This window comes from Salipiger mucosus DSM 16094 (genome assembly GCF_000442255.1).
GTDB lineage: Bacteria > Pseudomonadota > Alphaproteobacteria > Rhodobacterales > Rhodobacteraceae > Salipiger > Salipiger mucosus.
In genome coordinates, this window is record NZ_KE557273.1 from 708693 (window position 1) to 734724 (window position 26032).

Annotated in this window: 20 protein-coding genes; 7 read left to right on the top strand and 13 right to left on the bottom strand. The window is 70.7% G+C overall.

Going from position 1 to position 26032, the window contains the following annotated elements; all coding sequences use genetic code 11:
• Nucleotides 1-87: 87 nt before the first annotated feature.
• The 7 genes from SALMUC_RS03555 to SALMUC_RS03585 all read right to left on the bottom strand — a co-directional run bounded on the left by SALMUC_RS03555 (nucleotide 88) and on the right by SALMUC_RS03585 (nucleotide 12245).
• Nucleotides 88-4242 carry a DUF4082 domain-containing protein gene (locus SALMUC_RS03555; RefSeq protein WP_020039654.1) on the bottom strand — a complete coding sequence of 1385 codons (4155 nt, stop codon included), beginning with the start codon at nucleotides 4240-4242 and terminating at the stop codon, nucleotides 88-90.
• Between the two features lie 22 nt (nucleotides 4243-4264).
• Complete coding sequence (locus SALMUC_RS03560; protein ID WP_020039655.1) at nucleotides 4265-5506, bottom strand: GTP-binding protein; 1242 nt, start codon at nucleotides 5504-5506, stop codon at nucleotides 4265-4267.
• An 18-nt stretch (nucleotides 5507-5524) separates the two neighbouring features.
• Nucleotides 5525-7585: a GumC family protein gene (locus SALMUC_RS03565; RefSeq protein WP_198014477.1), complete on the bottom strand. Its 2061-nt coding sequence runs from the start codon at nucleotides 7583-7585 to the stop codon at nucleotides 5525-5527.
• 102 nt (nucleotides 7586-7687) lie between these two features.
• Nucleotides 7688-8815 (bottom strand): glycosyltransferase family 4 protein, encoded by a 1128-nt coding sequence (locus SALMUC_RS03570; RefSeq protein WP_021119783.1) that lies wholly within the window; start codon nucleotides 8813-8815, stop codon nucleotides 7688-7690.
• A 51-nt stretch (nucleotides 8816-8866) separates the two neighbouring features.
• Complete coding sequence (locus SALMUC_RS03575) at nucleotides 8867-10039, bottom strand: glycosyltransferase family 4 protein (protein WP_021119784.1); 1173 nt, start codon at nucleotides 10037-10039, stop codon at nucleotides 8867-8869.
• Nucleotides 10036-10989 (bottom strand): glycosyltransferase family 2 protein, encoded by a 954-nt coding sequence (locus SALMUC_RS03580; protein ID WP_020043054.1) that lies wholly within the window; start codon nucleotides 10987-10989, stop codon nucleotides 10036-10038. The genes SALMUC_RS03575 and SALMUC_RS03580 overlap by 4 nt, the downstream gene beginning before the upstream one ends.
• A complete protein-coding gene (locus tag SALMUC_RS03585) occupies nucleotides 10986-12245 on the bottom strand; it encodes a polysaccharide biosynthesis/export family protein (protein ID WP_020043053.1) in 1260 nt (419 codons plus the stop codon). Before SALMUC_RS03585 ends, SALMUC_RS03580 begins: the two co-directional genes overlap by 4 nt.
• Before the next feature lie 218 nt (nucleotides 12246-12463).
• Here SALMUC_RS03585 and SALMUC_RS03590 point away from each other — a divergent pair, with 218 nt between their 5' ends.
• From SALMUC_RS03590 to SALMUC_RS03610, 6 genes are all read left to right on the top strand, one after another.
• Nucleotides 12464-13801: an O-antigen ligase family protein gene (locus tag SALMUC_RS03590; RefSeq protein ID WP_020043052.1), complete on the top strand. Its 1338-nt coding sequence runs from the start codon at nucleotides 12464-12466 to the stop codon at nucleotides 13799-13801.
• A 268-nt stretch (nucleotides 13802-14069) separates the two neighbouring features.
• Entirely contained in the window at nucleotides 14070-14858 is a 789-nt protein-coding gene (locus SALMUC_RS27930) for a hypothetical protein (protein WP_021119787.1), read from the top strand.
• Complete coding sequence (locus tag SALMUC_RS27935) at nucleotides 14839-15447, top strand: sugar transferase (RefSeq protein ID WP_021119788.1); 609 nt, start codon at nucleotides 14839-14841, stop codon at nucleotides 15445-15447. Before SALMUC_RS27930 ends, SALMUC_RS27935 begins: the two co-directional genes overlap by 20 nt.
• A gap of 51 nt (nucleotides 15448-15498) precedes the next feature.
• Entirely contained in the window at nucleotides 15499-16548 is a 1050-nt protein-coding gene (locus SALMUC_RS03600) for a UDP-glucuronic acid decarboxylase family protein (RefSeq protein WP_020043050.1), read from the top strand.
• Nucleotides 16545-17771, top strand: coding sequence for a glycosyltransferase family 4 protein (locus tag SALMUC_RS27940; RefSeq protein ID WP_020043049.1), 1227 nt, complete (start codon nucleotides 16545-16547; stop codon nucleotides 17769-17771). The genes SALMUC_RS03600 and SALMUC_RS27940 overlap by 4 nt, the downstream gene beginning before the upstream one ends.
• A 50-nt stretch (nucleotides 17772-17821) precedes the next feature.
• Nucleotides 17822-19285 (top strand): oligosaccharide flippase family protein, encoded by a 1464-nt coding sequence (locus SALMUC_RS03610; protein WP_020043048.1) that lies wholly within the window; start codon nucleotides 17822-17824, stop codon nucleotides 19283-19285.
• Nucleotides 19286-19287: 2 nt separating this feature from the next.
• On the opposite strand, the gene SALMUC_RS03615 is transcribed toward SALMUC_RS03610, so the two are convergent.
• On the bottom strand, nucleotides 19288-19950 hold the full coding sequence (locus tag SALMUC_RS03615) for a response regulator transcription factor (protein ID WP_020043047.1): 663 nt from the start codon (nucleotides 19948-19950) through the stop codon (nucleotides 19288-19290).
• 484 nt (nucleotides 19951-20434) lie between these two features.
• Between SALMUC_RS03615 and SALMUC_RS03620 the strand changes: the two genes are divergently transcribed.
• Complete coding sequence (locus tag SALMUC_RS03620; RefSeq protein WP_084513880.1) at nucleotides 20435-21043, top strand: NeuD/PglB/VioB family sugar acetyltransferase; 609 nt, start codon at nucleotides 20435-20437, stop codon at nucleotides 21041-21043.
• A gap of 13 nt (nucleotides 21044-21056) precedes the next feature.
• Here SALMUC_RS03620 and SALMUC_RS03625 read toward each other — a convergent pair whose 3' ends face one another.
• Genes SALMUC_RS03625 through SALMUC_RS03645 form a run of 5 tightly spaced genes read right to left on the bottom strand, consistent with a single transcriptional unit; the run spans nucleotide 21057 to nucleotide 25891 of the window.
• Nucleotides 21057-22235, bottom strand: coding sequence for a DegT/DnrJ/EryC1/StrS family aminotransferase (locus SALMUC_RS03625; RefSeq protein ID WP_020043045.1), 1179 nt, complete (start codon nucleotides 22233-22235; stop codon nucleotides 21057-21059).
• Nucleotides 22232-23236 carry an NAD-dependent epimerase/dehydratase family protein gene (locus SALMUC_RS03630; protein WP_020043044.1) on the bottom strand — a complete coding sequence of 335 codons (1005 nt, stop codon included), beginning with the start codon at nucleotides 23234-23236 and terminating at the stop codon, nucleotides 22232-22234. Before SALMUC_RS03630 ends, SALMUC_RS03625 begins: the two co-directional genes overlap by 4 nt.
• Nucleotides 23233-24360 carry a DegT/DnrJ/EryC1/StrS family aminotransferase gene (locus SALMUC_RS03635; protein WP_020043043.1) on the bottom strand — a complete coding sequence of 376 codons (1128 nt, stop codon included), beginning with the start codon at nucleotides 24358-24360 and terminating at the stop codon, nucleotides 23233-23235. Before SALMUC_RS03635 ends, SALMUC_RS03630 begins: the two co-directional genes overlap by 4 nt.
• The gene (locus SALMUC_RS03640; RefSeq protein ID WP_020043042.1) at nucleotides 24357-25376 is read right to left on the bottom strand and encodes a Gfo/Idh/MocA family protein; all 1020 of its coding nucleotides are present in this window, start codon (nucleotides 25374-25376) and stop codon (nucleotides 24357-24359) included. The genes SALMUC_RS03635 and SALMUC_RS03640 overlap by 4 nt, the downstream gene beginning before the upstream one ends.
• Complete coding sequence (locus SALMUC_RS03645) at nucleotides 25373-25891, bottom strand: acyltransferase (RefSeq protein WP_020043041.1); 519 nt, start codon at nucleotides 25889-25891, stop codon at nucleotides 25373-25375. Before SALMUC_RS03645 ends, SALMUC_RS03640 begins: the two co-directional genes overlap by 4 nt.
• Between the last annotated feature and the right edge of the window lie 141 nt (nucleotides 25892-26032).

Below are 26032 nucleotides of genomic sequence, written 5' to 3' on the forward strand. Positions count from 1 at the left end.
CGCGGCCTCGGACCATCCGGCGTGCGGATCATCCCTTCGATGCCCGCCACCCCCTTTTGGGTGAGGCGGCGGGCCGGGGTGCTGCGATCAGAGGAGCGCATCGGCCGGGTCGAAGATCACGTCGACCCAGTAGTTCGCGGCGTTGAAGCTGTACTCCGGGAAGATGCCCGTGGCGCCGGAGCTGAACACGCCGTTGCCCGCGCTGGCCGCCGGTGCGCTCAGGATGCCTTCGCTGCCGGTCCAGGCCGTGCCGAAGAAGTCCACCGTGAAGGCGTAGTTCTGGGTCGTGCCGTAGGAGGCGACGTAGAGGGTGTCCGCGTCGATCGCCACCGGCGCCGCGAGCAGCGCCGTCTGCCAGCCGCTCTGGCCCGGCGTCGAGCTGACCGTCGCGCTGGCCAGCAGCGTGCCGCCCGCGTCCCAGAGATTGAGCGTCCGCGTGTCGGTGTCGCCCGCGTCCGCGGCGCCCCGCCAGTAGCGCAGGGCGGTGATCTCGCCGTCCTCGGCAGAGAGGAACCGCACGCCGAGTTCGTAATCGGTGGAGTCGCCGGTCTCGGTCTGCGCGGGGGCGTCGCCCGGACCGAAGAGCGACAGGGCGTCGGGTGCGGGCTCCGGGTCGATGTCGGTCACCTCGACGGTGATCGCCTGTTGCACCGCCGGGTTCGTGCCGTCCGAGACCGACACGATCACGTCGTAGACATTGTCGCCGCCCACGTCCCCGGGGGTCTCGAAGTCGGGCTGCGTCGCGAAGGTCAGCAGCCCCGTGTCGGGCGAGATGTTGAAGGCGCCGGCATCCGCCCCGCCCGCGATCGCGAAGACCAGCGTGTCGGCGTCGGGATCGCTTGCAGTCAGGGTGGCGGCGACGGTCTGATTCTCCTCCGCCGTGAAGGCGGTCCCGGCGAGCGTGAAGGCGGGCGGGTCGTTCACGATGGGACCGGCGCGGAAGCCGACGTCGACCCAGTAGTTCGACCCGAGGTAACTCTGCGTCGGATAGCTGCCCGTCCCGCCGGCCGCGTAGACCCCGGCATTCGCGGGTCCGGTCAGCATGCCGCCGGGTCCGTCCTGCGGGAAGCCGAAGTATCCTTGACTCACCACGTAGTTCTGGGTGGTCCCGTAGGATACGGTGTAGGTCTCGCCACTCGCGATGGACACGGGCGTTTCCAGCACGCCCACCTGCCAGCCGCTCTCGCCCGGGCCCGAGGCCACGGTGACCGAGGCCAGCAGTGTCCCGGTGCCATCCCAGAGGTTCAGCACCCGGCTGTCGTTGTCGCTGGCGTCGGCCGCGCCGCGCCAGTAGCGCAGGCTGTCAATCTCGCCCGAGCCGGCGGCGGTGAAGCGGGTGCCGAGCTCGTAGTCCGTCGCATCGCCGGTCTCGGTCACCGCCGGGCTGCTGCCCGGCGCGAAGAGCGTCCAGACCGCATCGTCGGTCTCGTCGGCCTTGTCGGTGACGGTGATCTGCATGGGGTGCGTCACCGACGGGTGGAAGCCGTCGGTGACCGCGACCGTGACCTCGTAGAGGTTGTCGCCGTCCGCGTCGGCCGGCGCCTCGAAGTCGGGCGCGTAGACGAAGGACAGCGCCCCGGTGACCGCGTCGATGCTGAAGGCGGCGGCGTCGGCGCCGCCCGCGATGGTGTAGGACAGCGCGTCCGTGTCGGTGTCGTCGGCGGTCACGACGGTCGCAAGCACCGCGTTCTCTTCGACGTTGAGTGCCGAGGGCGTCAGGAAGATCGGTGCCTCGTTGTCGATATCGCCCGGCGTGAAGGTGACGTCGACCCAGTAGGACGAGCTCTCGAAGCTCTGCGTGGGCATGATCGCGCCCGAGCCCGAGGCGTAGACGCCCGCGACATCGGACGGGGCCGTCAGCAGTGCGAAGGGATCGGAGTAGGGCGCCGAGAAGAAGCCCGAGGTGCCGACGTAGTTGTTCTCGGTCTCGTAGGACACGGTGTAGGTGCGCCCGGCAAGCACGTCGACCGGGGTGGACAGCACGGCGGTCTGCCAGCCGCTCTCGCCCTGCTGCGAGACGAACTCGACCGTTGCCAGAAGGGTCCCGTCCTCGGCCCAGAGGCGCCCGGTGCGGGTGTCGGTGTCATCGGCGTCCGAGGCGGCCCGGTAGTAGTGCAGCTCGGTGATCTGGCCCTGTCCGCCCGTGCTGAAGCGCGTGCCCAGCTGAAGCGGCCCGCCGGCGTCATAGACCTGTCCCGTGAAGTCCGCCCAGGGATCGAACATCGAGATGGACTCGGGCGTCGTGGTCTCGATCACCGTGGTCTGGAGCGAGGCCAGCACCGGCAGGTTGAGGCTGTCGTCGATGGCCCGCACGAGGATTTCCTGCGTCGCGATCGTGTCGGGCGACCAGGTGTAGCTCCAGGTGCTCGTGCCGCTGGCCGGGCGCCAGGTCGCGCCGCCGTCGAAGGACAACTCGACGAGCGCGACCGCGCCGTCGTCGGTCAGCGGATTGCCGTCGTCGTCGGTCGCCGTGCCGGTCAGCACCACGGGCGTGCCCGCCGGAACGGTCGGGGGCTGGGCGTCGATCGTGGCACTCGCGGGGGTCACGTCGGTCGATGCGGTGGCCCGCACCAGCCCCTGCGAGGCGAGCACGGCGTCGGTCTCGCCCGGCTGGATCTGCATGTCTGCAAAGAGGTTCACCACGAACTGCTGGATCTCGGCGTTCTCGATGTTGGCGCCGTAGGGTTCGCTGTCGTGGTTGTCGGTCAGCGCCCAGGTCCAGAACACCGTGCCCGCGCCAAAGACCAGCGCGCCGCTTTCGGCACGGTAGAGCGACAGGTTGTGCGTCGCGGTCCCCGGTTCGACCGTGTTGCCCTGGTCGACGAGGATGCCGCTCCAGTCCAGCGTGGTCGCGGACAGGTGCACCAGGCCGGCAGGCCGGTACTCGTTGTCCGGCGAGGTGTTCCACTCGTAGCCCAGGATGCCCGGCGAGAGGCCGGTGTCCCCGGTGCCGGAGAGATCCGTGTCACGCCAGAAGCGCAGGCTGGCATAGTCCTCGGGCACGTCGAGCGCGCCGCCGAACTCGCCGGTGCCGTCGGGCCCGAAGAGCTGCCCTGTCAGCGAGGTCTCGGCGCAGTTGCACAGGTCGGGCTGGCCGGTCAGGGGCGGTCGGTCGGTCGCGTCGCCGGCCAGCGGGTTGCCGATGAAACGGTCGTCGCGCCATGTGCCGGTCCAGATGTTCGCCGGGTCGAGGTTGACGTAATCCTCGGGGCCCGCGTTCTGGTCGAGCACCGCCCAGGTCTCCTTGTAGCAGACCAGCGTGCGGTATTCCTGCCCGTCGATGGTGCTCGTCTCCCAGCGGGTCTTCCAGTAGACCTCGTTGCCGCTCCAGAACAGCAGGTTGACCCCGGCGTCTCGCGCGTCCTCGACGTTGTAGCGCTGGTCGGCGGACCAGTACTCGTCGTGGCCGACCGAGATGAAGGCGCCGTAGTTCTCGAGGTACTCGGACCCGAGCCGGTCGGTGTCGATGCCCGACATGTAGGCCACGTCGTAGCCGTTCTGCTCGAGCCACCGGATCGCCGCGTAGTCGGCCCCGAAGAGGTAGTCCTGCGCGCCCGCGGCCGGTCCGCCCTGTTCGCCCTCGATGCCGCGGGTGATGAACGGGCGGTTGTAGCTCACGGCGTAGGCGCGGTTCTGGGCAAAGCCCCCGGCGCCGGGGATCTCGGGGTTCTCGATGGTGCCGCTGGCGTCGCCGTAGAAGTTGGCGCCGATCTCGCCGTTGTTGCCGATCCAGCCGTTGTAGGCATGCCAGGTGGTGTCCGAGGTCTGCAGCACGATGTCTGCCGGCCGGTCGTCCTCGCGCACCACGAAGGGGATCTGGTTCACCGCGCCGTCGATCGGATCGCCGTTGGCGTCCAGCCGCTGCACCCGCGCGAGATAGACCCCCGAGACCGCCTCGGCGGGGATGTCCCAGCTGTCCGTAATGCTCCAGTTGCCGGCATCCGCCGTGCCGGTGGCTTCGATGAAGACCGCGTCCGGCTGCACCGTCGCGTCGGTGTTGGTCCACGAACCCACCATCCGCGCCCCGTCACCGCCGTAGTAGCCCAGCCGGAAGATCTCGACGATGTAGTCGCTGCCGGGATTGTCCGAGACGTTGATCTTGAAATCGACGGTGTCGCCCGCATTGATGCTGAACTCGGTGGTGAACCCCTCGATCAGGCGCGAATGTTCGACGTCCCAGTAGGACTGTGGCGTGCGGCCGTCCGTGCGGGCGTTTTCTTCGACGATTGCGTTTGTGGGCATGCGCTGTCTCCTGGGTGGGGTCTCAGATGCGGGCGGTGCCGGCCGCGTGTCGCGGCGGCAGGGTGGGGGGCGCGGGCCTGCGGATGGTCGTGCGGCAGGCGTCCATCGCGGCCGTGATGGCCGCCCGGTTCATCTCGGGGGTTCCGATGAAGACGATCTCCTGCCGCCGGTCGCCGTAAGGGGGACGCCAGTGCCGGGCGATGCGGGCCACGGCCTCGGGGTCCTCGGGCCACTGGGCGCGGGGCACCGCCGCCCACCAGCGGCCGGTGCGACGGATCGCGCTCAGCTGGCCGGCCAGGCTGATCTCCATCACCGCGGCGGGTTGCGCGGCGGTCCAGAAATGCCCCTTGGCGCGCAGCACCCCGCGGAAGAGGCAGGGCGCCCCGCCGCCGAAAACATGCCGCACCCGGTCGAAATCGAGCGGCGCCCGCGTGCGCCAGACAAAGGACGACAGCCCGTATTCCTCGGTCTCGGGGACGTGGTCGGCAAAGCCGTGCAGTTCCTTGAACCACATCGGGTGGCTCCGGGCACGGCGCGGATCGAAGAGGCCGGTGCCCAGGATCTCGTCCGGCGCCACGTCGCCGAAATCGGTCTCGATCACCCGCGCGTCGGGGTTGAGCGCGCGCAGGATGCGCCGCGCCTCGGCGGTGCGCTCGGGCCCGGCGGTGCCGACCTTGTTGAGGACGATCAGGTCGGCGAACTCGATCTGGTCGACCAGCAGCTCGACCAGCGTGCGGGCGTCCTCGTCGTCGCGCGGCTCGGTGCGGTCGCGCAGGAAATCGCGGCTGGCGAAGTCGTTCAGCAGGTTGGCGGCATCGACCACCGTCACCATCGCGTCCAGCCGCGCGACCTCCGCCAGGCTCGCGCGGGTGTCGTCGCAGAACTCGAAGGTCGCGGCGACCGGCAGCGGCTCGGAGATGCCGGTGGATTCGATCAGCAGGTGATCGAAGCGCCCGGCCTCGGCCAGCCGCCGCACCTCGAGCAGCAGGTCCTCGCGCAGGGTGCAGCAGATGCAGCCGTTGGTGAGCTCGACCAGCGTCTCCTCGGTCGCGCTCAGACCGGCCCCGCCCGAGCGGATCAGGTCGGCGTCGATGTTCACCTCGGACATGTCGTTGACGATCACCGCCACGCGCAGGTCGCCGCGCGTGTTGAGCAGCCGGTTGATCAGCGTGGTCTTCCCTGCGCCGAGAAAGCCCGAGAAGACGGTGGCCGGCAGCCGCGTGTCTTGCGGGGCAGGGCCGGAAAAGGTCGGCGATACTGTCATGGGAACTCCCTTGTGCCCTCAGCCCTGCCCGAATAGCCGCGCACCCAGTCCGGGGCGCGACGAGACGGTCAGGCGGTCGGTGAATCCGTAGAGGCGATGGCGGCGCGGCTGCACGTCCGCGACAAGCGAATAGACCTGCGGCGCACCCAGCTTGGCCAGAAGGCCGGCGGCCAGTTCGACCACGGCGCGCGGCGTGCGGCCCCAGCGCAGGACAAGCAGCACCGGCCCGCCCAGCCGCGCGAAGCGCAGCGAGCCGGGGCTCAGCAGCGGCGGGGCATCGACGATGACGATCGCGCCGTCCTCTTCGCCCCGGGCGGTCACGGCCCGCAGCGCGGCCGCGACGTCGCCGCCGTGGCGTGTCACCAGCTTGGGCAGCTCGAGATGCTGGATCCCGTCGTCCGGCCGGGCCTTCGCCCCCGCCGATCCGCCGATAAGATGCCGCAGCGGGCTGACGCCGGCCGCCCGCGTCTCGACCAGGCGCACCTTGCGGCCGGTGGCGGCAAGCTCGAGCGCGATCCACCCGGCCACAGGAACCGCCATGTCCTGGCCGCGCGGCGCCGTGACGGTCAGCAGGCGTGGCAGTCGCCCGCCGTGGGCGCTTTCCAGCATCAGAAGCATGTCTCGCAAGGCCTCGGTCGCGGGCGTGACGGTCCGGCGGTCGACGTCCCGCCGCATCGTGCGCTTCTGCGCCCGCGTGAATTGCGGCCAGAGCCCCACCGGCTCGAGATGCGGCAGGTGGGCGAGCTGTTCGTGGCTGCGCACGCCGGTGTCGCGCATCTCGAGGATCGCCGCGATCAGCAGCGCGACCAGCAGCGCGCCGATGGCCGTCCCCGCGAGGTAGACCTTGCGGCCCGGTCCCAGCGGGTCCACCGGCACCCGCGGCGGCGAAAGCTCCTCGAGCGATACCGGCGCCAGCCGCGCCTGCGACAGCAGCAGCTGCTGGCGGTACTCGAGATCCGACAGCGTCTGCTCGCGCGCGCGCAGCACGTCGGTGCGTTCGCGCACCTGCGGCGTCGTCGCGCGGATCGCGCCCAGTGCGGCGCGGGCGGCTTCGGCGTCCTGGCCAAGGCGCTCCTGCTCGGCCTCGAGCGCCGTGTCGCGCAGCTCCAGCGTGCGGTCGAAGGAGCGCAGCCCCTCGGCGATATCGGCGCGGATCGAGTCGATGCGGGCCTTGCGCCGTTTCACCGTCTCGTAGCTGTCACCGTAGACGAGCGCGATCCTGTCCAGCTCGCGCACCTCGTCCTGCAGCTCGCCGCGCAGGGTCTCGATGCGGGCGGGTTCCGTGAGCGCCGGGATGTCGGGGTTCGCCAGCGCGGCCGCGATCGACCGGCGCGAGGCGGCGATGTCGAAGCGCATGCGCTCCAGCTCGGCCTGGCGGTCCTCGATCTGCAGCAGACGCTTGGCGGTCGTGTCCTCGGTGTCCGCGCCGCTCTGCCCGTCGGCGCCGAGCAGGCGGTCGAGCTCGGCGCGCGCCTCGTCGACGTTGGCGCGTTCGGTCGCGATGCGCTTTTCCAGCCAGTCGGCGGCCTCGGTCACCTCCTGCTCCCAGTGGGCCGAGCGGCGGGCGAGGTAGGTCTCGACCATGGCGCCCGGCACCTGGGCGGCCAGCCAGGGATCGCGCGAGGTGAAGCCCACGGCGATGACGTCGACGTTGGACTGCCGCGAGACCACGAGCGCCGCGTCGAAGGCCTGCGCCACCTTGTCGGCCGTCTGTTCGTCGCTCCCGCCGTCGGCACCGACCTCGGTGCCGTTCAACCGGGCGCGCAGCGCGGCGATGAGCGTGTCGAGCTCCGACGGCGGCTTCAGCGACGCGTTGAATTCCTCGCGCCCGGCAAGGTTGAAGCGTTCGATCACCGCCGCCGAGACCTCCTTGGACAGCAGGCGTTCGAGTTCGGCCTGCATGTCGATCCGGGCTTCCCGCCCGTCCAGCCCGGCGGTCAGCGCCAGCGCCGGCGCGGGCGAGGCCAGCACCCGCGTCTCGGAGTAGTAGTGCTTGGGCACGGCCATGATGAAGGGCAGGGCGACGACGCAGGCGAGCAGGGTGATGCCGATGATGAGCCGCGCGCGCCGTTGCAGCATGCGCAGCGCGCCCATCCAGGCCGAGCCTTCGCCGGGCACGGGCGCCGATGGCGGGGCGGAGAGGCCGAGCTTCGGGGCCGTGCGGGAAGGAGACCGAGGTATTCATGCCGACCGCGGCAGAGCCGTCCCGATCTGGAGGTGGTCGGCCTGCAGCGCCTCCAGCGCGTGCACGTAGCCGCTCATGCCGAAGCGCGAAAGGAACAGCTCGCGGCCGTCCGCGCCGAGCCGCGCGCGCAGCGCCGGATCGGCGACCAGCCGCGAGAGCGCCCCGGCCAGCGCCCGGGCGTCGCCCGGCGGCACCAGCAGGCTGTTCTCGCCGTCGACCAGCACCTCGCCCTGCGCGCCCACGCGCGTCGTGACGACCGCCAGCCCCTGCGCCAGCCCCTCGAGCACGGCCATGGCGAAGCCCTCGGCGTGCGAGGGCAGCACGAGGATGTCCGAGCCCTCGCGCAGGCTCGCCGCGCGGCCGGCATCGACCCATCCGGTCAGCGCCACGCGCCCGGCAAGGCCCAGCCGGGCGACCTCGTTGCGGTAATGCGCCACCGGGCCGTCCCCGGCGAGCGTCGCGTGCCAGCCCTCGGCGGGCATCGCCGGGTCGGCCAGCGCCGCCAGCAGCTCGGGCACGCCCTTGCGCGGTCCCAGCTGTCCCAGGAACAGGATGCCGACCTCCTGCGGGTCGGTGCCATGCGGCGGGCGCGGGCCGGGATCGGGCACGCAATTGCGCAGCAGCGCGATCCGCCCCGGCGGCACGCCGAGGGCATAGCGCACGGTGGCGCGGTCGCGCTCGCCCAGCACGATGACGCGCGCGGCGCCGAGGAACAGGCGCCGGATCGCCTCGAGCTGCCAGCGCGGCCGCCGGGCGAGATCGTCGGCATAGGCGTAGTCGTGCAGATGCAGCACGTAGGGCGCGCGCAGACGGCGGGCCCAGGCGCCCAGCACCAGCTTGCGCACGGTGCTGCCGCGCCCGGCGATGTGCAGGTGATGCAGCACCGGCGCGCCGCGCAGGGTGTCGGCCGCCATCACGGCCATGGCCTGCAGCAGCCGCGCGGGCGACCGCAGCAGGCTCAGGCCCGGGCCCCGCGTGTCGACCACGACATGCCTGAAAGAAGTATCCCCGGCATCACCCGCCGACAGGACGTATCCCACGAGTCGCCCGATCCCGCCGCCATGTTCGGCGCCTCCGGCTATGTAGTGCCGGATCACCGGCGCATCGGACGGCATGTCTGGCATGTGACCTCCTCGGTTGCAGGGCTGGGGTTCGTGCGGCATCCGCTCTCTCCACTACGGCGGCACGACGCCCGGCGGGCAATCTGGGTCCGTGGTCGGCGGGGGCATCCTTTCGGAGGAGGGGCTGTCCCCTCGTGCGATCATCTCGCGGTAGAGGGTCACCGCGGATGCACCGATTCTGCAGGGGGCATTCTCCCCCTCCGACCAGAGGCGGGCGTTCTCGCCGAAACGGGCGCGTTCGGCGGCATTGCCGGCCAGTCGCACCAGCGCCCGCGCCAGCGCCTCGGGGTTGCGCGGCGGCACCACGAGACCGAGGCCGTTGGGCTCGACCGTGGCGCGCAGCTCGCCCACGTCGGTCACCACCACCGGCTTGCCGAAGGTCGCCGCCACGTGCAGCACCCCGCTCTGCGAGGCCTCGTCGTAGGGCAGCAGCACCATGTCGGCCTCGGTGAAGAGCCGCGCGGTCGCGGCGTCCTCGATGAAGCCGCGGTGGATCTCGTAGCGCGAGGGATCGCCCATCAGGTGCGACAGCGCGCGCGGATCGTCGCCGCGCCCCGCGATGACGATCCGCAGCCCGCGCAGCCGCGGGTCGATCATCGCCTCGGCGCGTATCAGCGTCTCGAGGCCCTTGTAGGCGAAGATCCGGCCGTAGAGCAGCATCACGACCTGGTCCGCCGGGCGCGTCCGGGTCATGCCCTGCTTCCGGGCCTGCTCGGCATAGCGCCGGATCGCGGGATGCTGCAGGACGTGCACCCGATCCCGCGACTTGCCGAAGACCTCGGCGGCGGCGGCGCGCAGGCCCTTGCCGTGCACCACGATGTCGCCGGACTGCCGCGCCAGCAGCCGCGAGCCCCATCCCGGCAACCGCGAGGTCTCGCGGTCGCCGGGGTGCAGCGCCACGTCGTGCACGGTGGTGACCAGCCGCGCCCCGCGCCAGAAGGGCACCGCGGCATTGAGCCAGGGCGCGGTGTTGCTCAGCAGGTGCACCACGTCGGGCCGGTGCGCGCGGATGCGGCGCGTCAGCTCTACCAGGAAGGCGGGGTTGCGCGCGCTGCGGTTGCGCGGCCAGTCGACCAGTTCCAGTTGCACCCGGGGATCGATCCAGGGTCGCAGCTTCTCGTAGCGCTTGCGGGGCAGGATCGCCACCGTCTCCACGTGCGGCGCCAGTCCGTTGGCGTAGGCGATGGTGTAGTCGATGGGTTCGGAGTTGATCAGCAGGACCTTCATCGCACGTCGGCCGGAAGGGCGCCCTCGGCGCGGTCGCGTTGCAGGTTCCTCAGGGCAAAGAGCGTGTCGCGCAGCCGCCGCACCGCGCTGGGCTCGCCCGCGTCGGTCAGCCCGTGCAGCGCCAGCGCCAGCATCCCGGGCGCGTCTTCGCGCCCCAGCCGGGCCTGCGCCACGCGGTAGTCGAAGTGATCGCGCAGCCGCAGCCGGCCCGGCATCCCGCGCTCGGCGAGAAAGGCGTTGGTGACGCGCGCGGTCTCTTCCCAGTGCGTCATGCGGCGCGCCAGCATGGCGGCATCGTCGTGATGGCGGAACCAGGTGTTGTCGTGGATGCGGTAGTACCCCAGCGCCTCGGGCAACGCGACGACGGGGGCGAGGAAGGGCAGCACGCCGGCGATCCAGGCATCCGCCGAAATGGTGAACTCGGCCGGGATGTCGCCCGCCTCGAGCCAGAGCGACCGCCGCACGGCCAGCGACGAGGTCATCGCGAAGGGCCAGCGCCCGCCGCTGCGCAGCAGCCGCGGTCCGAGATCGCCGTTGCAGAGCGAGCGGGGGATGGCCGCAAAGGCGTGGGTGCCATCCGAATGGACAGGTTGCAGGCGGTGATAGACAAGCCCGGCCTCGGGCGAGGCGTCAAAGGCCTCGCGCACCGCGGACAGCTTGTCGGGATGCCAGCGGTCGTCGGCGTCGAGAAAGGCCAGGATCGGCGCCCGCGCCATGGCGACCCCCGCGTTGATCGCGCGGGCCTGTCCACCATTTGGCTGAAAACGGGCGCGGATGCGGTCGCCGTAGCCCTCGATCACCTCGCGGGACCCGTCGGTCGAGCCGTCGTCGACGACGACGACTTCGGCCGTGACCTCGCGCTGTGCCAGCGCCGAGTCGAGTGCCTCGGGCAGGAAGCGGGCGTAGTTGTAATTGTTAACGATGATACTGATCTCGGGGGCTTCGGTCATGGCTGCTCCGGCAGAGGCAGGGAGGCGGGAGTCGCGGCCCGTCCCGGGCGCGCGGCGGGCGGGTCCAGCGAAATGTCGAGCACGTCGCCGGGCTTGATCGGGTCGTCCATTCCGGCATCGAACTGCGTCGCGACGCCTGCCCGCGTGCGGTGGATCACCAGCCGGGGCTCGGAGTTCGTGCGCGGGCTCAGGCCGGCGGCCATGATGCGCAGGTCCAGCGCCTCGATCTCGGCCTCGAGCGCGGCGCGTTGCTGTCGCGCCTCCTGCAGCTCGAGCCGCACCTCCCGGCGCCGGTCCGCCGCGGCATCCACGCGCTCGAAGCGCACCGTCTCGGATTGCTGCCGTGCGCGCGCCGCGAAGGCCGAGGTGTCGAGCCGGTCGCGGTTCAGCCGCGACTGCTCGCGCAGAAGCTCCTGCAGACGGGGGCGGGGCATCAGCCCGCGCTCGACGAGGCTGCGGGCGTTGTCGATTTCCGATTGCTGGACCTCGGCCTCGCTGTCCTGCAGGGCGGCCTGCCGGTTCAGCGTGTCGACCTCCAGATCGATCAGGCTCAGCAGCGCGTCCGTATGATCCTCGCGCGCGGCGACACGGCCGCGCAGGTCGGCCAGCAGCGCGGACTCCGACTGCGCGGCGCTTTCGAGGTCCGACGGCTCGAGCGACGGCAGCGCCTCGGTCTCGGGCATGGCGGCCGCCGGACCGGCAAGCTGAGCCTCGAGCCGCGCGATCCGCGCGATGACCTGCGCGAGGGCAAAGGCCTTGGCCCGGCGGGTCGCGAGCGCGCTCAGCGCCGCCTCGGTCCCGGGCGCGCCCGCGGAGGCCGCGAGGCCGATGCCGCCGGCCGCGATGATCGCCTGCCGCGCGGTCATGCCGGGCACGAAGTCGATGGCGCCGGGCTGTCCCACGCGGCCACCGACATAGACCTGCCGGTAGGAGGCCACCTCGACCAGCACCACCGGCGAGGTCAGCAGCTCGCGCGCGGCAAAGGCCTCGGCGATGGCGGTGCCGATGGCGTCGATCTCCTGTCCGGCGACGGGGATGGTGCCAAGGACGGGCATGGCGATGCGCCCGTCGGCGTCCACCGGCGCGAGGCGCGAGAACTCTGGCGCGTTCATGACCTCGATGCGCAGGACGTCGCCGCGCTCGACCGCGGTGCCGGCCCAGGCCGCGAGCGGCGCCAGGGCGAGGCAAAGGCCGAGGGCGGCGCGCCGCGAAGCGCGGGGCACCGATGTGGCGGGAACAGCTGCGTCTTGCGTCATGGGTCTCCCTGCGCTCTGGCCGAGATGCATTTGCCGCCCGCGGCCCGCAGGCGGCCCTTCAAGGATCGCGCCGGGCGTATCGCGATGGAACGCCTCCATTCGGTCAGGCGCGGCCCCCGGACTTCGCCATGCGGTGGAGGCAGGCCGCCCCGGGCTATCCGAACGGTCGGAGGGGGCGCCGAAGGGCCGGGTTTCCGCGCGTCCCGGCCGGGGGTCTCATGCCCGAAGGCATCGCTGATGCGGCCACCACCCAGGAGACGCCCCGCGTGACCACCCCGCCGACCTCCGTCGAGCGCACCCTTCGCCGGCTCGAGTGGATCGCCGTCGGCGCGGCGCTCTTCGTCTTTTCCGGCGCGCTCTTTCCGCTGCTGGTCGAGGGCTCGGACGGGATCCTGGACGCCGCTGAACGCTCGAAGCTGCGCCTCGTGAACCTTCCGGTCTACGCGCTGACGCTGGGGCTGCTGGTCCGGCGGCCGGTGCTGCTGGCCTCGGCGCTGTGGCGCAACCTGCCGATGCTGGCGCTCATGCTGCTGCCCATGGCCTCGTTGCTCTGGACGGTCAGCCAGTCGGTCACCATGCGCCGTGCCATCGCCCTGATCATGTCCATGTCGGTGGCCTACCTGCTCGCCACGCGGTTCACACCGCGCCAGCAGATCCTGCTGATGGGCGGCGTCCTGGGGGGCTCGACGCTCCTGAGCATCCTTGCGGCGGGGGCAGTGCCGGGCATGGCCTTCGCCCCGGGCGAGAGCGCGCTGCGCGGGATCTTCATGCACAAGAACGTGCTGGGCTGGGTGGCCAGCTTCACCGTCCTGCTGGGCATCGCGGCACAGCTCGACCCGCTGCGCGCCATGCGGCGCGGCGGGGTGGCACTCATCCTCGTGGGCGGGCTGGGCGTGGTGCTCTCGACCTCGGCCACGAGCCTGCTGTCCTGCGTGGTGGCGCTGCTTGTCTTCCTCGGTGTGCGCACGGTCACGCAGGGGCAGGGGCCGGCGCGCCTCGTCCGCAAGCTCGCGGTGCTGCTGACGACGGTCCTCATCATGGCGGGCCTGGGAATCGGGCTTCTGCCGCTGCTCGAGATGCTGGGCAAGGACGCCACCCTGACAGGCCGCGTGCCGCTCTGGGCGCTCGTCGACCCCGAGATCGCCGCCCGCCCGCTGCTGGGCTACGGCTACGGCGTCTTCTGGTCCGAGGCGAGCCCCGAGGCCTGGATGATCTGGGAAAAGATCCTCTGGCAGGCGCCCCATGCGCACAACGGCTACCGCGACCTGCTGCTGGGCGTGGGCATCCCGGGGCTGGTGCTTTTCGTGGTGCTGACCGTCCGGGCGCTGCGGCAGGGCGCCCGGCTCTGCACCGTCGCCCCGCGCGACGGCTGGATCTGGTGCACCACCGCCATCGGCACGACGCTGGCGATGAACGTGACCGAAAGTACGATCCTCATGCAGAACGACCTGATGTGGATTCTCTTCGCGACCGCCGCGCTCACCCTGTCGCAGCGCGCGCCCGAGCTGTCGCCCGCGCTGCCGCGCCACGCCCGCCTGGCCTACGCCGCGGTCTGACACCCCGCTTCCGATGATGAATCGACCCGCGGCAGGGGCCGGACGGGACCGGATGGGGAATGCCGTGGCCGCGCATGGCGCGCAAAACGGCAGCCCTGCCTGCGAATGCACCAATTGGCCAAGCCGGCTGACCGTTCAGCCAACTACACGGCTCCGAACAGTCACGCCACGCTCTAGGCACTGTTTCAAGTCCGAGGGCCGATCCCATGCGAACCACAGCTGCATTCCGACCGCGCCGCCATGACGCCCTCGGGCCGGGGGCCACGTCATGAGCATCGTTTTCCCGTCCCGTCCGCCGCGCCCGACCCTGGCGCGGGCCCGCACCCCCGTCTTCGGCGGCGGGCTGCGCGCGCGTGTCTCCAGCGTTGCAGGGCTCATCCTCTCCGACCTTCTGGCGCTTGCCGCGCTCTGCTGGGCCGGCGGCGCGCTGCTGGGATACACCGCGACCCTCGACACGGCCCTGCGCCTGCTGGCGCTGGCCGGAGCGGTGCAGGTCGGGCTCAAGGCGGCGCTGGGACTCTACCCGGGATTCGGCCTTCACGCCGAGGCGCGGCTGCGCAAGACGGCCTCGGCCTGGGCCGGCGCCGGCATGATCGCCACGCTGGCCGCGCTGGCCCTGCACGGCGGCGGCGCGGCGGTGCAGATGCTCTTCTGGCCCGGCTTCCTGGCCCTCCTGGCCCTGCAGGCCGCCTTCGCGGGGCTGACCCGCGCCGCGCTGAGCGCGCTGGGCGCCTGGGGCATGCCGGTGCATGTCGCGGGCGAGGACGCCTCGGCCGCGGCGCTCACGTCGATGCTGGAGGCGACCCCGGGTCTCGGCCTGCGCCCGGTCGAGGACGCGGTGCCCTCGCGCACCCTGCTCTGGGCCGACCGCGCGCTGCCCGAGCCCGAGACGCTGGCGATCCTGCGGCGCACCCACGACGAGATCGTGCTGGTCTCGGACCTGCCCCGGCTGCGCCTTTCGGGTGTGCATCCATCGGAACACGGCGGCCGGATCGGCCTTCGGCTGACCCCGCTCCACGAGGGGCCGGGGCGGTGCGGTGCTCAAGCGTGCCTTTGACCTGGCGCTCACCCTGCCGGCCGTCGTCGCCGCGGCACCGGTCGTGATCGGTGCCGCGGCCCTCATCCGGATGGTGGACCCCGGGCCCGCCTTCTACGTTCAGACCCGCGAGGGCCGCGACGGCAAGCCCATCGGCGTGCTCAAGCTGCGCACCATGTATCTCGACGCCGAGCGCATGCTGACCGAGCTGCTCGACCGCGACCCGGAGGCCCGCGCCGAGTGGGAGGCGCATTTCAAGCTGCGCCGCGACCCGCGCATCCTGCGGGGGATCGGCACCTTCCTGCGGGCATCGAGCCTCGACGAGTTGCCGCAGCTGCTGAACATCCTGCGCGGCGACATGAGCCTCGTCGGCCCGCGTCCCTTTCCGGACTACCACCTTCGGGCCATGCCCGCCGACTTCCGCGCCCGCCGGGCGACCGTCACGCCGGGGCTCACCGGGCTCTGGCAGATCTCCGAGCGCAGCTCGGCCGATCTCGAGGGCCAGCAGCAGCTCGACGACTTCTACATCGCCGGTGGCTCCTTCTGGGGCGACCTGTCGATCTTCCTGCGCACCTTCGGGGCCGTACTCGGCCGCCGCGGGGCCTATTGACCCACCGCTTATTGACCCAACGCCGACTGACCCAACCCGAAAGGACGGACCATGGACGAGAACAAGCGCATACTGGTGACGGGGGGATCGGGCTTCCTGGGATCGTTCCTGTGCGAAAGCCTGCTCGCTGACGGCCACGAAGTGCTCTGCGTCGACAACTTCCAGACCGGCTCGCGCCGCAATGTCGAGCACCTGCACGGGCATCCCCGCTTCGAGGTCATGCGCCACGACGTGACCGTGCCGCTCTACGTCGAGGTCGACGAGATCTGGAACCTCGCCTGCCCGGCCTCGCCGGTCCACTACCAGACCGACCCGGTCAAGACGGTCAAGACCAGCGTCATGGGCGCCATCAACATGCTGGGCCTCGCCCGGCGCACCAAGTCGCGGATCTTTCAGGCCTCGACCAGCGAGGTCTACGGCGACCCGCGCGAGCATCCCCAGCCCGAGGGCTACTGGGGCAACGTCAACTCCATCGGCCCGCGCTCGTGCTACGACGAGGGCAAGCGCTGCGCCGAGACGCTGTTCTTCGACTACCAGCGGCAATACGGTGTCGAGGTGCGCATGGCGCGGATCTTCAACACCTACGGCCCCCGCATGAGCGAAAGCGACGGCCGCGTGGTGTCGAACTTCATCGTGCAGGCGCTTCGGGGCGAGCCGCTGACGCTCTACGGCGACGGCAGCCAGACCCGGTCCTTCTGCTACGTCGACGACCTGATCCGCGGCTTCCGCGCGCTGATGGCCTCGGGGGACGACGTGCCGCAGCCGGTGAACCTCGGCAACCCCGGCGAATTCACCATCCGCCAACTGGCCGAGATCGTGACCGAGCTCACCGGCACCGGCTCGCGGATCGAGTACCGCCCGCTGCCCGGGGACGATCCGACCCAGCGCAAGCCCGATATCTCCCGCGCGCAGGAGGCGCTGGGCTGGGCGCCCGAGATCGAACTGCGCGAGGGGCTCGAGCGCACCATCACCTACTTCGAGGAGCGTCTCTCCACCGGGCCGACGAAATGGCACCGCGCCTACCTCAACGGCGCCCAGTCGATCCCGGCGACCGCCGGCATCGCACGCCCGAACGGACAGGACGACAGGGCACGCGCATGAAACTGCTGAGCTTTGCGCATCGGCTTGAACTCGGCGGCACGCAGATCAACGCGATCGAGCTGGCCGCCGAGCTGCGCGACGCGCATGGCTTCGACGTCACGCTGCACGCGGCGCCGGGGCCGGCGCTGCCGCACCTGCGGGGTAGGGGGGTGCCCTTCCGCCCCGCGCCCGATGTCCGCTTTCACCCGTCGCCCGCCCGCATCCGCGCCCTGCGCGCGCTGGTGCGGCGCGAGCGGCCCGACGTGATCCACGCCTGGGACTGGTGGCAGGGGCTGGAGGCCTACTTCGGCGTCAATCTGCCCATGGGCATCCCGCTGGTGATCTCGGACATGATGATGGACCTCACCCGCGCCATGCCGCGCGAGGTGCCCACGACCTTCGGCTTCGGCGCCCTGCGCGACAAGGCCGAGCACGCCGGCTGGCGCCGCGCGCGCCTGCTGCTGCCGCCCGTCGACGTCACCGCGAACGCCCCCGGCGTCAGCGACGGCCGCGCCTTCCGCCAGGCCCACGGCGTGGGCGATGACGAGATCCTGCTGGTCACCGTCTCGCGCCTCGCGCATGTCATGAAATCCGAATGCCTCGAACGCTCCATCCGCGCGTTGCGCGCGCTGGGCGCCGAGCTTCCGCTCAGGCTGGTGATCGTCGGCGACGGCGAGGCCCGGTCGCATCTCGCGGCGCTGGCCGCCGAAACCAACCGCCACCTCGGCCGCGCGGCCGTGGTCATGGCGGGCGCCATGGAGGATCCCCGCCCGGCCTATGCCGGCGCCGACGCGGTGCTGGGCATGGGCGGCTCGGCCCTGCGCGGGCTGGCCCACGCGGCGCCGGTGATCGTCCTGGGCGAGCAGGGCTTCGCCCGGCTCTTCAGGCCCCACACCGCCCGCGACTTCCTGCATTCGGGCATGTTCGGGCAGGGCGACGGCGACGACCGCGCGCTGCACGCGGCGATCCGCGACATCTGCAGCAGCTCGGCCCTGCGCGCCGACCTCGGCCGCTTCGGCCGGCACTTCGTCGTCGACCACCACGGGCTGGGCGCCGTTGCCACCAGCCTCGCCGACATCTGCCGCGAGGCCCGAGACGTGCGGCCCGGCCGCGCCGCGCAGGGCCTTGATGCCGCGCGCACCGCCTTCTGGTACCTGCGCGAGCGCCGCTTCCGCGTGGCTTCGCGCGATGCGACGGTCACGCCCGCGCCGCGTCCCGTCGGCCCGGACCCGCTGCAGCCATGAGCGCCGCCGGCCGGTTGTTCCCATCTTCCGTGTACAAGGTGTTCTGAACCATGGTCCGTCGTTCGTTCTTCTTTTCCTTTGCCGACAAGTCCACCGGGCTTGTGCTGACGCTCGCCACCATGGCCGTCGTCTCGCGCCTGATGACCCCGGCCGAGGTCGGCCTCTTCATGGTCGCGAGCAGCCTCGTCATCCTGATCGAGGCCTTCCGCGACTTCGGCGTTGCCGCCTTCCTGATCCAGGAGCCCGAGCTGACGCCCGACCTCACGCGCAGCGCGGTCACGGTCATCGGCCTGATGTCGCTGGGGCTGGGCCTGTGCATGGCGCTGAGCGCCGGGCTCGCCGCCGCCCTCTTCGAGATGCCCGAGCTGGGAGAGCTGATCCGCATCGCCGCGCTGGGCTTCCTCGCGGCGCCGATCAGCAACCCGCTGGTGGCGCTGATGCAGCGCGACATGAACTTCGCCGCCGTGGCGCGGATCAACATCTCGGCCGCCGCCGTCAACGCCGCGACGACCATCACGCTCGCGATCCTGGGCTTCGGCGCCTTCAGCTTCGTTTGGGGCTCGGTCTGCGCGGCCGCGACCTCGGCGCTTGGCGCGGCGATCTCGCGGCCCGAGTGGTGGATCTTCCGCCCGACGCTGCGCCACTGGCGCCGCGTCGTGCCCTTCGGCGCCTGGACCACGGTGGTCACGCTGCTGGGCATGCTCTTCGAGGCCATGCCCCGGCTGATCCTCGGCAAGGCGATGGGGTTCGGCGCCGTGGGCCTCTTCACCCGCTCGGTCTCGCTCACGCAGATGCCCGACAGGCTGCTGCTCAGTGCCGTGCAGCCGGTCGTGCTGCCCGCGCTTTCGGCGCAGGTGCGGGCGAAGAAGGGCCTTGTCGAACCCTACCTGCTGGGCATCTCGCTCATCACCGCGATCCAGTGGCCGGCGCTGCTGTGCCTCGCCCTGCTGGCCGACCCCATCGTGCGCCTGCTGCTGGGGCCGCAGTGGCTCGGGGTGATCCCGTTGGTGCAGGTGGTATCATTCGCCGCCATGCTGCTGGCGCCGATCTACCTCGCCTTCCCGGTGCTGGTGGCGACGGGGCGGGTGCGGCAGATGGCGCTGCTCAGCCTCGTGGCGCTGCCGCTCTCGATGGCGGTGATCCTCGTCGCCACGCGCTTCGGCCTCTCCGCCGTGGCCTGGAGCCTCTTTCCCGCCAACGCGATCCACGTCGGGCTGATCCTCGTCTACATCCGCCGCCTCGTCGGCTTCCGCTGGACCCAGCTCGGGGCGGCCGCCCTGCGCAGTGCTGTCGTGGCGCTTTGCACCGGCGCGACCGCGGGCCTCCTCGTGGCGATCCACGGGGTCGAGCTTTCGCTGCTGCAGGCGGGGCTTGCCGCGGCGGGGGCGTTCGCGGGCTGGCTGGGCGGGCTGGCCCTGACGGGCCATCCCCTCGCGGCCGAAATCTCGCACCTCGCCAGTGCGCGCCTGCGAATGCAGGCGCGCAAGGTCGATGGCAGGGTCGGTGTGCGGTGATGTCAGTCCTCGGGCAGAACCTCGATCTCGGTGCTGCCGTTGGCGAGTTCGTTGAGCCGGAAGGCTGCCTGCGTGCGGTTGGTGGCCTTCAGCTTGCGCATGATGTTGCGGATGTGAACCTTGACCGTGCTTTCGCAGAGCCCGAGTTCGTAGGCGATGATCTTGTTGGAATCGCCCCGCTGGAGCGCCCGCGCCACCTCCAGCTGCCGCTCGGTGAAGAACCGCTCGAGCCCCTGGCGGCGCTCCGTGCGATGGTCCAGCGCGGCCCGCAACGAGGCCATGCTGCTGCGCGGGATCACCACGCTCTTGGACGAGGGCGCGCGCATCGCCTCGATCAGCTCGTCGACCCCGGCGTCGGGCGGAATATAGCTCGATGCGCCGCAGTCGATGGCATGGAAGACGGCAAGCGCGTCGTCGTTGCGCGAGATCACGATCACCTGGCGCGGCCCCGCCTTGTCGACGAAGGCCTGCAGAGCGGCCTTGACCGAAGGTTCGGAGATCGCGTCGTTGCCGAGGTTGTAGAGCACGATCTCGCGCTCGGTCTCGCCGGACCCGTGCTGCGTCCAGTCACGCGCATTGGCGTAGTGGTGCATCTCGACGCCCGGAAAAATGTGGCGAAGAAGTGCACCCAGGACCTGGATCTCGAAGGGGGATCCGGCAATCATGCTGATGATCCGCGGAGCCGGTGGCCCGGCATCGTGGATCTTGCGAAGTGGCGTCGGAGCGGGGTGTCTATTGTCGAAGTCCTCGTCCGGATCTTGTTTGCTTGAATTCATGGCTGGTAACCCTCCAAGAAAAGTCACACCGCTTGCCGGGCGGCCGCGACACGAAAAAGGCCGAACGGATTTATCCGAAAACGGCCGAAAATTTCATTTGCAAAAGACGACGTGTCTTTCACCGCAAAAAATATGCAATCAATACTCCCCTGTGGTGCTACTCGGTACGCCCCGGGCGGATCTGGCGAAGGAATAATTTTCGCCGTGCATTTTTCCGCACGAAGAAATTGGCGGGTACGCGAGTCGTTCGCGGGTCCGTCTCAAAGTTATCACATATCCTTAGAAAACACGCATTGATAAAAGACAAATTGAGGCCATAACCGGACCTTGGAGTGACAATCACGTGATGACGACAGAACTTGTTCCTATCGGCATGAGCGGCAACTGCCTCGAACTCTTTGAGGCGATGGAGGCGGCGTTTCGCATTCCGGCGATCCTGGATGACGCAGAACGACACCGCGGCACAACCTTTGCGGGAATTCCCATCCTCCCGCTAGACCATTCGACAAACTACCCTGGGGCAGAATTCCTCATCCTTGTCGGATCTTCCAAAAATCATCGCACACGCAAAGATATAGTGACGCGCATTGGCGTGAGACAGGAACGATACGCCCGGGTCCTGCACCCCGAGGCCTCGGTCTCGCGCTTTTCCGAGATCGGGCGGGGCACGGCGCTCTACTCCGGCGTGCTCGTGACCTCGAACGCGACGGTCGGAAACCACGTCCTGATCATGCCCAGATCCATCGTTCATCACGACGTTGTGATCGAGGATTTCGCGATTGTCGGGGCAGGGGTGATCCTCGCCGGCGGCGTCCGGGTCGGCCACAGCTGCTACATCGGGAGCGGCAGCGCGGTCCGCGACGGGGTCACCATCGGCGAGGGCGCGCTGGTCGGCATGGGCTCGGTGGTGGTGCGCGACGTGCCGCCCGGCGCGGTGGTTGCCGGCAATCCCGCCCGGCCGCTGCGCGGCGCGGGCGGTTGACGCAAGGCCTGCGTCAGACTGCACGCACGAGGGTTGCATCGCGCGCTCCCGCGGCCGAGGCCAGCGCCGCCACGAGCGCCTCGAGCACCTCGTCCTGTTCCGCGTCGGTCATCTGCGCGTAGAGCGGCAGCAGGACCGAACGGTCGCGCGCCGCCTCCGAACGGGGCAGGGGGAAGCGCAGCGCCACGTCGGCCTGGGCCGCTTCCTGGTGCATGTTCATGATCCCCCGCCGCGTCGCGACGCCGCGATCCAGCATCGCCTGCATCACGCCGCGCTGGTCGATGCCGTCGGCCAGCCCCACGCAGTAGCTCTGCCAGTTGGAACGCGCCCAGTCCGGCTCGGCGGGTGGCGTCAGCCCCTCGATCCCGGCCAGGGCCGCGCGGTAGCGCTCGGCCAGCGCCCGCCGCCGCGCCACGATCCCGGGCAGCCGCTTGAGCTGTTCGCGCCCGACCGAGGCCTGGATATCGGTCATGCGGTAGTTGTAGCCACGCACCGGGTAGTCCTCGAAGATCACCTTCGGACTGCCATGCCGCGCGGTGTCCGAGACCGACATCCCGTGCTGCCGCCACAGCCGGAAAGCCGCGTCCAGCTCGGGCCGGTCGGTGGTCAGCATGCCGCCCTCGCCGGTGGTCACGACCTTGCGGGGGTGAAACGAGAAGCACACCACGTCCCCCATCGGCCGCCCGACCGGCTGCCAGTCGCCGCCCATGCGGATCTCTGCGCCGATGGCGCAGGCCGCGTCCTCGATCACGGGCACGCCGAACCCCTGCGCCAGCCGCAGAAGCTCGGCCATGTCGCAGGGCATGCCCATCTGGTGCACGCAGAGGATCGCCCGGGTGCGCGGCCCCAGCGCCTCGGCGACGCGCGAGGGGTCGATGTTGAACCCGTCGGGCTCGATATCGACGAAGACCGGCGTGGCCCCGCATTGCCGGATCGCGTTGGCTCCGGCGATGAAGGAATGGCTGACGGTGATGACCTCGTCTCCGGGCCCCACGCCGACGGCCAGCAGCGCGAGATGCAGCGCCGTGGTGCAGTTCGAGACCGCGCAGGCACGCGCGGCGCCGGTGAGGGCCGCGAAATCCGCCTCGAAGGCGGCGACCTGCGGGCCCTGCGACACCCAGCCCGAGAGCACCGCCGCGCTGGCGGCCTCGGCCTCCTCGGGACCCAGGAGCGGTTTCGCGATGGGGATCATTGCGCCGCCTCCGTGACCCGCATGTCCGCCCGCGCGCCCTGCCACCAGGCGATAAGCTCGGCGAGGCCCTTCTCCGGCCCGATCTCGGCCCGGAAGTCGAGGTCGCGCGCCGCGGCCGTGCAGTCGGCCAGACGCCGCGGTACCGGGTTCACCTTGCGCTCGGGCGCGTGCTCGGGCGTCAGCTCGCCCCGGCCCATGCCGCGCGACATCAGCTGCGCCAGCTCGAGCAGCGAGGTCTCGGTCTGCGAGCCCACGTTGTAGACCCGGTCGCTGACCGGCGCCTTCGCCGCGCAGATGTTGGCCCGCGCCACGTCGCGCACCTGGATCAGGTCCAGCGTCTGCGACCCGTCGCCGAAGACCACCGGCGGCAGTCCCGCCGACAGCCGCTCCATCCAGCGCACCATGACCTCGGTGTACTTGCCGTGCAGGTCCATGCGCGGCCCGTAGACGTTGAAGTAGCGCAGCGCCACGTAGTCCAGACCGTACATGTCGTTGAAGGACCGCAACAGCCCCTCGCCGAAACTCTTGGCCGCGCCGTAGAGCGTGCGGTTGTCGTAGGGCGGGTCGCTCTCGGGCGTGGGGAAATGCGGCGCGCTGCCGTAGATCGAGGCCGAGGAGGCCATCACCACCTTGCGCACCTTGTGGCGCACGCAGTCCTGCAGCAGGTCGTAGGTCGCCTGCACCATGACCGACATGGCCTCGTCGGGCTCGGCGGCGCAATGGGTGATCCGCAGTGCCGCCTGGTGGAAGACCACGTCGCTTTCCGCCACGAGCCGCTGCATCACGTCGCGGTCGCGGATGTCGGCATCGACCAGCCGGACGCGCGAGGATCGCCGGGCATCGGCCAGGTTCTCGGGGCGGCCGCGCACCATGTTGTCGATCACGACCACGCGCTTGACCTTCTCGTCGAGCAGCTGGTCCACGATGTGCGATCCCACGAAGCCGGCCCCGCCGGTCACCAGGACGGTCGCGCCCTTCAGGATATCGGTGTTCCCGGTCATGCGATGGCCCTTTCTCTCGGCTCATGGGTGCGTTCCGACAGCGCGTTGACCGCCGCCGCGACCTGTTCGACCTCCGGGCCCGTGAGCTCGGGGAAGATCGGCAGCGACAGGGTGCGCGCGGCATAGGCCTCGGCCACCGGGAAGCTGCCCGGGCCGTTCGCCAGGTCGGCGTAGGCAGGCTGCAGGTGGACGGGCCGCATGTAGTGGACGTTGGTGCCGATGCCCGCGTCGGTCAGGTCGCGGCGCAGCGCGTCGCGGTCCTCGCTCTCGATGGCATAGACGTGGTAGACGTGGTCCTCGGGCCCCGAGGTGGCCGGGCGCCGGATCTCCGGCGCCAGCGCCGCGTCGTAGTGCCCCGCGATCCGGCGCCGCGCGGCGGTCCAGCCGTCGAGGTGCCGCAGCTTCACGCCCAGCACCGCGCCCTGGATCGCGTCCATGCGGTAGTTGTAGCCGCGCAGCGCATGCACGCCGCGCTCCAGCTGGCCCCAGTCGCGCAGCGCCCGCAAGCGGGAGGCAAGACCGTCGTCGTTCGTCGTGACGGCCCCGCCTTCGCCGGCCGCGCCAAGGTTCTTGCCCGGGTAGAAGCTGAAGCAGCCCATGGCCCCGAAGGATCCCGCCCGTTGCCCGTCGCGCCGCGCGCCGTGGGCCTGCGCGGAATCCTCGATCAGCGTCAGGCGGTTGGCGTAGGCGATCGCGTCGAGCGCGGCCATGTCGGCCAGCCGCCCGTGGAAATGCACCGGCAGGATGGCCTTGGTCCGCGGCGTGACGGCCCTGGCGCATTGCGCCGGGTCCATGGTCAGCGTCTCGGGGTCCACGTCCACAAGCACCGGCGTCGCCCCGCAGTAGAGGATCGCCGCCACCGTCGCCACGAAGGTCGTGGGCACGGTGATCACCTCGTCGCCGGGGCCCACGCCCGCGGTGAGCAGCGCCAGCTGAAGGGCCGAGGTCCCGGTGCTGACGGCCACGGCGTGGCGCGTGCCGCAGTAGGTCGCGAAGTTCTCCTCGAAGCACTCCACCGGCTCGCCCAGCACGTACTGGCCGCTGCGCAGGGTCGCGAGAACGGAGGCTTCTAGGTCGTCGGCGATGCCGGCATATTGTCGGCGCAAGTCGAGAAACGGGATCATGAGGCAACCTTCCTGGTAACGAGATCGACGGGATGGCCGCGCTGCCGCGTCGAGAGCGACGCGGCGGCCAGCAGTTCCACGACACGCAGCCCGCCCTCGCCGTCGGTGAGCGGAGCGGTGCGGCTGTCGATGGCGCGCACGAATTCCTCGACCTCGGTGAGCAGCGCTTCCTTGGTCGAGAGGGCGGGCGCGTGCATGTCGCCCAGCCGGTAGGACACGAGATGTTCGTAGGGATCGCCGTTGCACGAGGCGCCCCGGTCGTAGACCTTGATCTTCTCGCTGGTCTCCATGTCGTCGTAGACGACCATCTTGCGGCTGCCGCCGATCAGCGTCTGGCGGATCTTGACCGGCGCCAGCCAGTTGACGTTGAGGTTCGCCATGGTGCCGCCGTCGTAGTGCACGGTGACATGGGCCATGTTCTCCGGGCTGCCCGCCAGGAAGCCCGCCGCGCAGGCCGAGATCGCCACCGGGCTCTGGTCCAGCAGGTGGTCCATGATGGCGAAGTCGTGCACCGCCAGGTCCCAGATCACGTTCACGTCGCGCTGGAAGAGCCCCAGGTTCACCCGCGTGGAGTCGTAGTAGTAGAGATCGCCCAGCTCGCCGTCCTCCAGCAGCTGGCTGATCTTCCGGATCGCCGGGGTGTAGACGAAGGTGTGGTCCACCATCAGCGTGAGCCCGCGCCGCGCGGCCTCGTCCACCAGCTGCACCGCCTGGGCGACGGTCTCGGTCATGGGTTTCTCGACCAGAACGTGCTTGCCCGCGCGCAGCGCGGCGAGCGCGAGTTCGAAATGCGTTTGCACCGGGGTCGCGATCATCACCGCGTCGACCTGCGGGTCGCGCAGCATCTCGCCGATGTCTCCCGTCATCCGTGCCGCGGGATGGCGCGGCGCGGCGCGCTTGCGGGCCTCGGGCGAGGGGTCCGCGATCATCTCGACCTTCGCGACCCCGCTCTCGGCGACGGCACGGGCCAGGTTCGGCCCCCAGTAGCCGTAGCCGGCAACTCCAACCCCGATCATGCCCGGCCTCCCGTCTGAAGTTGCGACGCGTCGGCGGGCGGCGGCGCATGGCGCCGGTCGCCCACGATCCGTGCGGGCACGCCCGCGACGATGGCGTGGTCGGGAACGTCGCGGGTCACCACCGCTCCGGCCCCGACCAACGCCCCGGTGCCGATGCGAAGCCCCGGCAGCACGGTCGCATTCGTGCCGATCGAGGCCCCGCGGCCCACATGCACCGGCTCGCAGCACCAGTCGTCGGCACCCTTCAGGCTGCCGTCGGGGTTGGTGCTCGAGGGGAAACGGTCATTGGTGAACATCACCCCGTGACCGACAAAGACCTCGTCCTCCAGCGTCACGCCCTCGCACAGGAAGCTGTGCGAGGAGATCTTGCAGCGCGCGCCCACGGTGCAGCCCGCCTGGATCTCGACGAAGGCGCCGATCCGGCTGCCGGCGCCGATACTGCAGCCGTAGAGGTTTACGAGGTCGGGTTGGAAGATGCGCGCGTCCGGCGCGATGCTGCAGTTCGTGATCGCCAAGGCACCTGTCTCCGTTCAGGGCCCGGCCGCCGGGCACGAGGTCCTGGCGTACGGGCGGTTTCCTGAAGCGAGAGTATGGAGTTGGGGGCTTGGCGAAAGCGTCCGAACGGGCGCGGGCACTCATCCAAATGCACAGGCCGG

Coding starts and splice junctions, on each gene's coding strand:
- SALMUC_RS03600 (WP_020043050.1), top strand. CDS start 15,499: ATGGACGAGAACAAGCGCATACTGGTGACGGGGGGATCGGGCTTCCTG.
- SALMUC_RS03560 (WP_020039655.1), bottom strand. CDS start 5,506: ATGACAGTATCGCCGACCTTTTCCGGCCCTGCCCCGCAAGACACGCGG.
- SALMUC_RS03610 (WP_020043048.1), top strand. CDS start 17,822: ATGGTCCGTCGTTCGTTCTTCTTTTCCTTTGCCGACAAGTCCACCGGG.
- SALMUC_RS03630 (WP_020043044.1), bottom strand. CDS start 23,236: ATGACCGGGAACACCGATATCCTGAAGGGCGCGACCGTCCTGGTGACC.
- SALMUC_RS03570 (WP_021119783.1), bottom strand. CDS start 8,815: ATGCCAGACATGCCGTCCGATGCGCCGGTGATCCGGCACTACATAGCC.
- SALMUC_RS03565 (WP_198014477.1), bottom strand. CDS start 7,585: ATGCTGCAACGGCGCGCGCGGCTCATCATCGGCATCACCCTGCTCGCC.
- SALMUC_RS03585 (WP_020043053.1), bottom strand. CDS start 12,245: ATGACGCAAGACGCAGCTGTTCCCGCCACATCGGTGCCCCGCGCTTCG.
- SALMUC_RS03625 (WP_020043045.1), bottom strand. CDS start 22,235: ATGATCCCCATCGCGAAACCGCTCCTGGGTCCCGAGGAGGCCGAGGCC.
- SALMUC_RS27930 (WP_021119787.1), top strand. CDS start 14,070: ATGAGCATCGTTTTCCCGTCCCGTCCGCCGCGCCCGACCCTGGCGCGG.
- SALMUC_RS03590 (WP_020043052.1), top strand. CDS start 12,464: ATGCCCGAAGGCATCGCTGATGCGGCCACCACCCAGGAGACGCCCCGC.
- SALMUC_RS03635 (WP_020043043.1), bottom strand. CDS start 24,360: ATGATCCCGTTTCTCGACTTGCGCCGACAATATGCCGGCATCGCCGAC.
- SALMUC_RS27940 (WP_020043049.1), top strand. CDS start 16,545: ATGAAACTGCTGAGCTTTGCGCATCGGCTTGAACTCGGCGGCACGCAG.
- SALMUC_RS03555 (WP_020039654.1), bottom strand. CDS start 4,242: ATGCCCACAAACGCAATCGTCGAAGAAAACGCCCGCACGGACGGCCGC.
- SALMUC_RS03615 (WP_020043047.1), bottom strand. CDS start 19,950: ATGATTGCCGGATCCCCCTTCGAGATCCAGGTCCTGGGTGCACTTCTT.
- SALMUC_RS03580 (WP_020043054.1), bottom strand. CDS start 10,989: ATGACCGAAGCCCCCGAGATCAGTATCATCGTTAACAATTACAACTAC.
- SALMUC_RS03620 (WP_084513880.1), top strand. CDS start 20,435: ATGAGCGGCAACTGCCTCGAACTCTTTGAGGCGATGGAGGCGGCGTTT.
- SALMUC_RS03575 (WP_021119784.1), bottom strand. CDS start 10,039: ATGAAGGTCCTGCTGATCAACTCCGAACCCATCGACTACACCATCGCC.
- SALMUC_RS03640 (WP_020043042.1), bottom strand. CDS start 25,376: ATGATCGGGGTTGGAGTTGCCGGCTACGGCTACTGGGGGCCGAACCTG.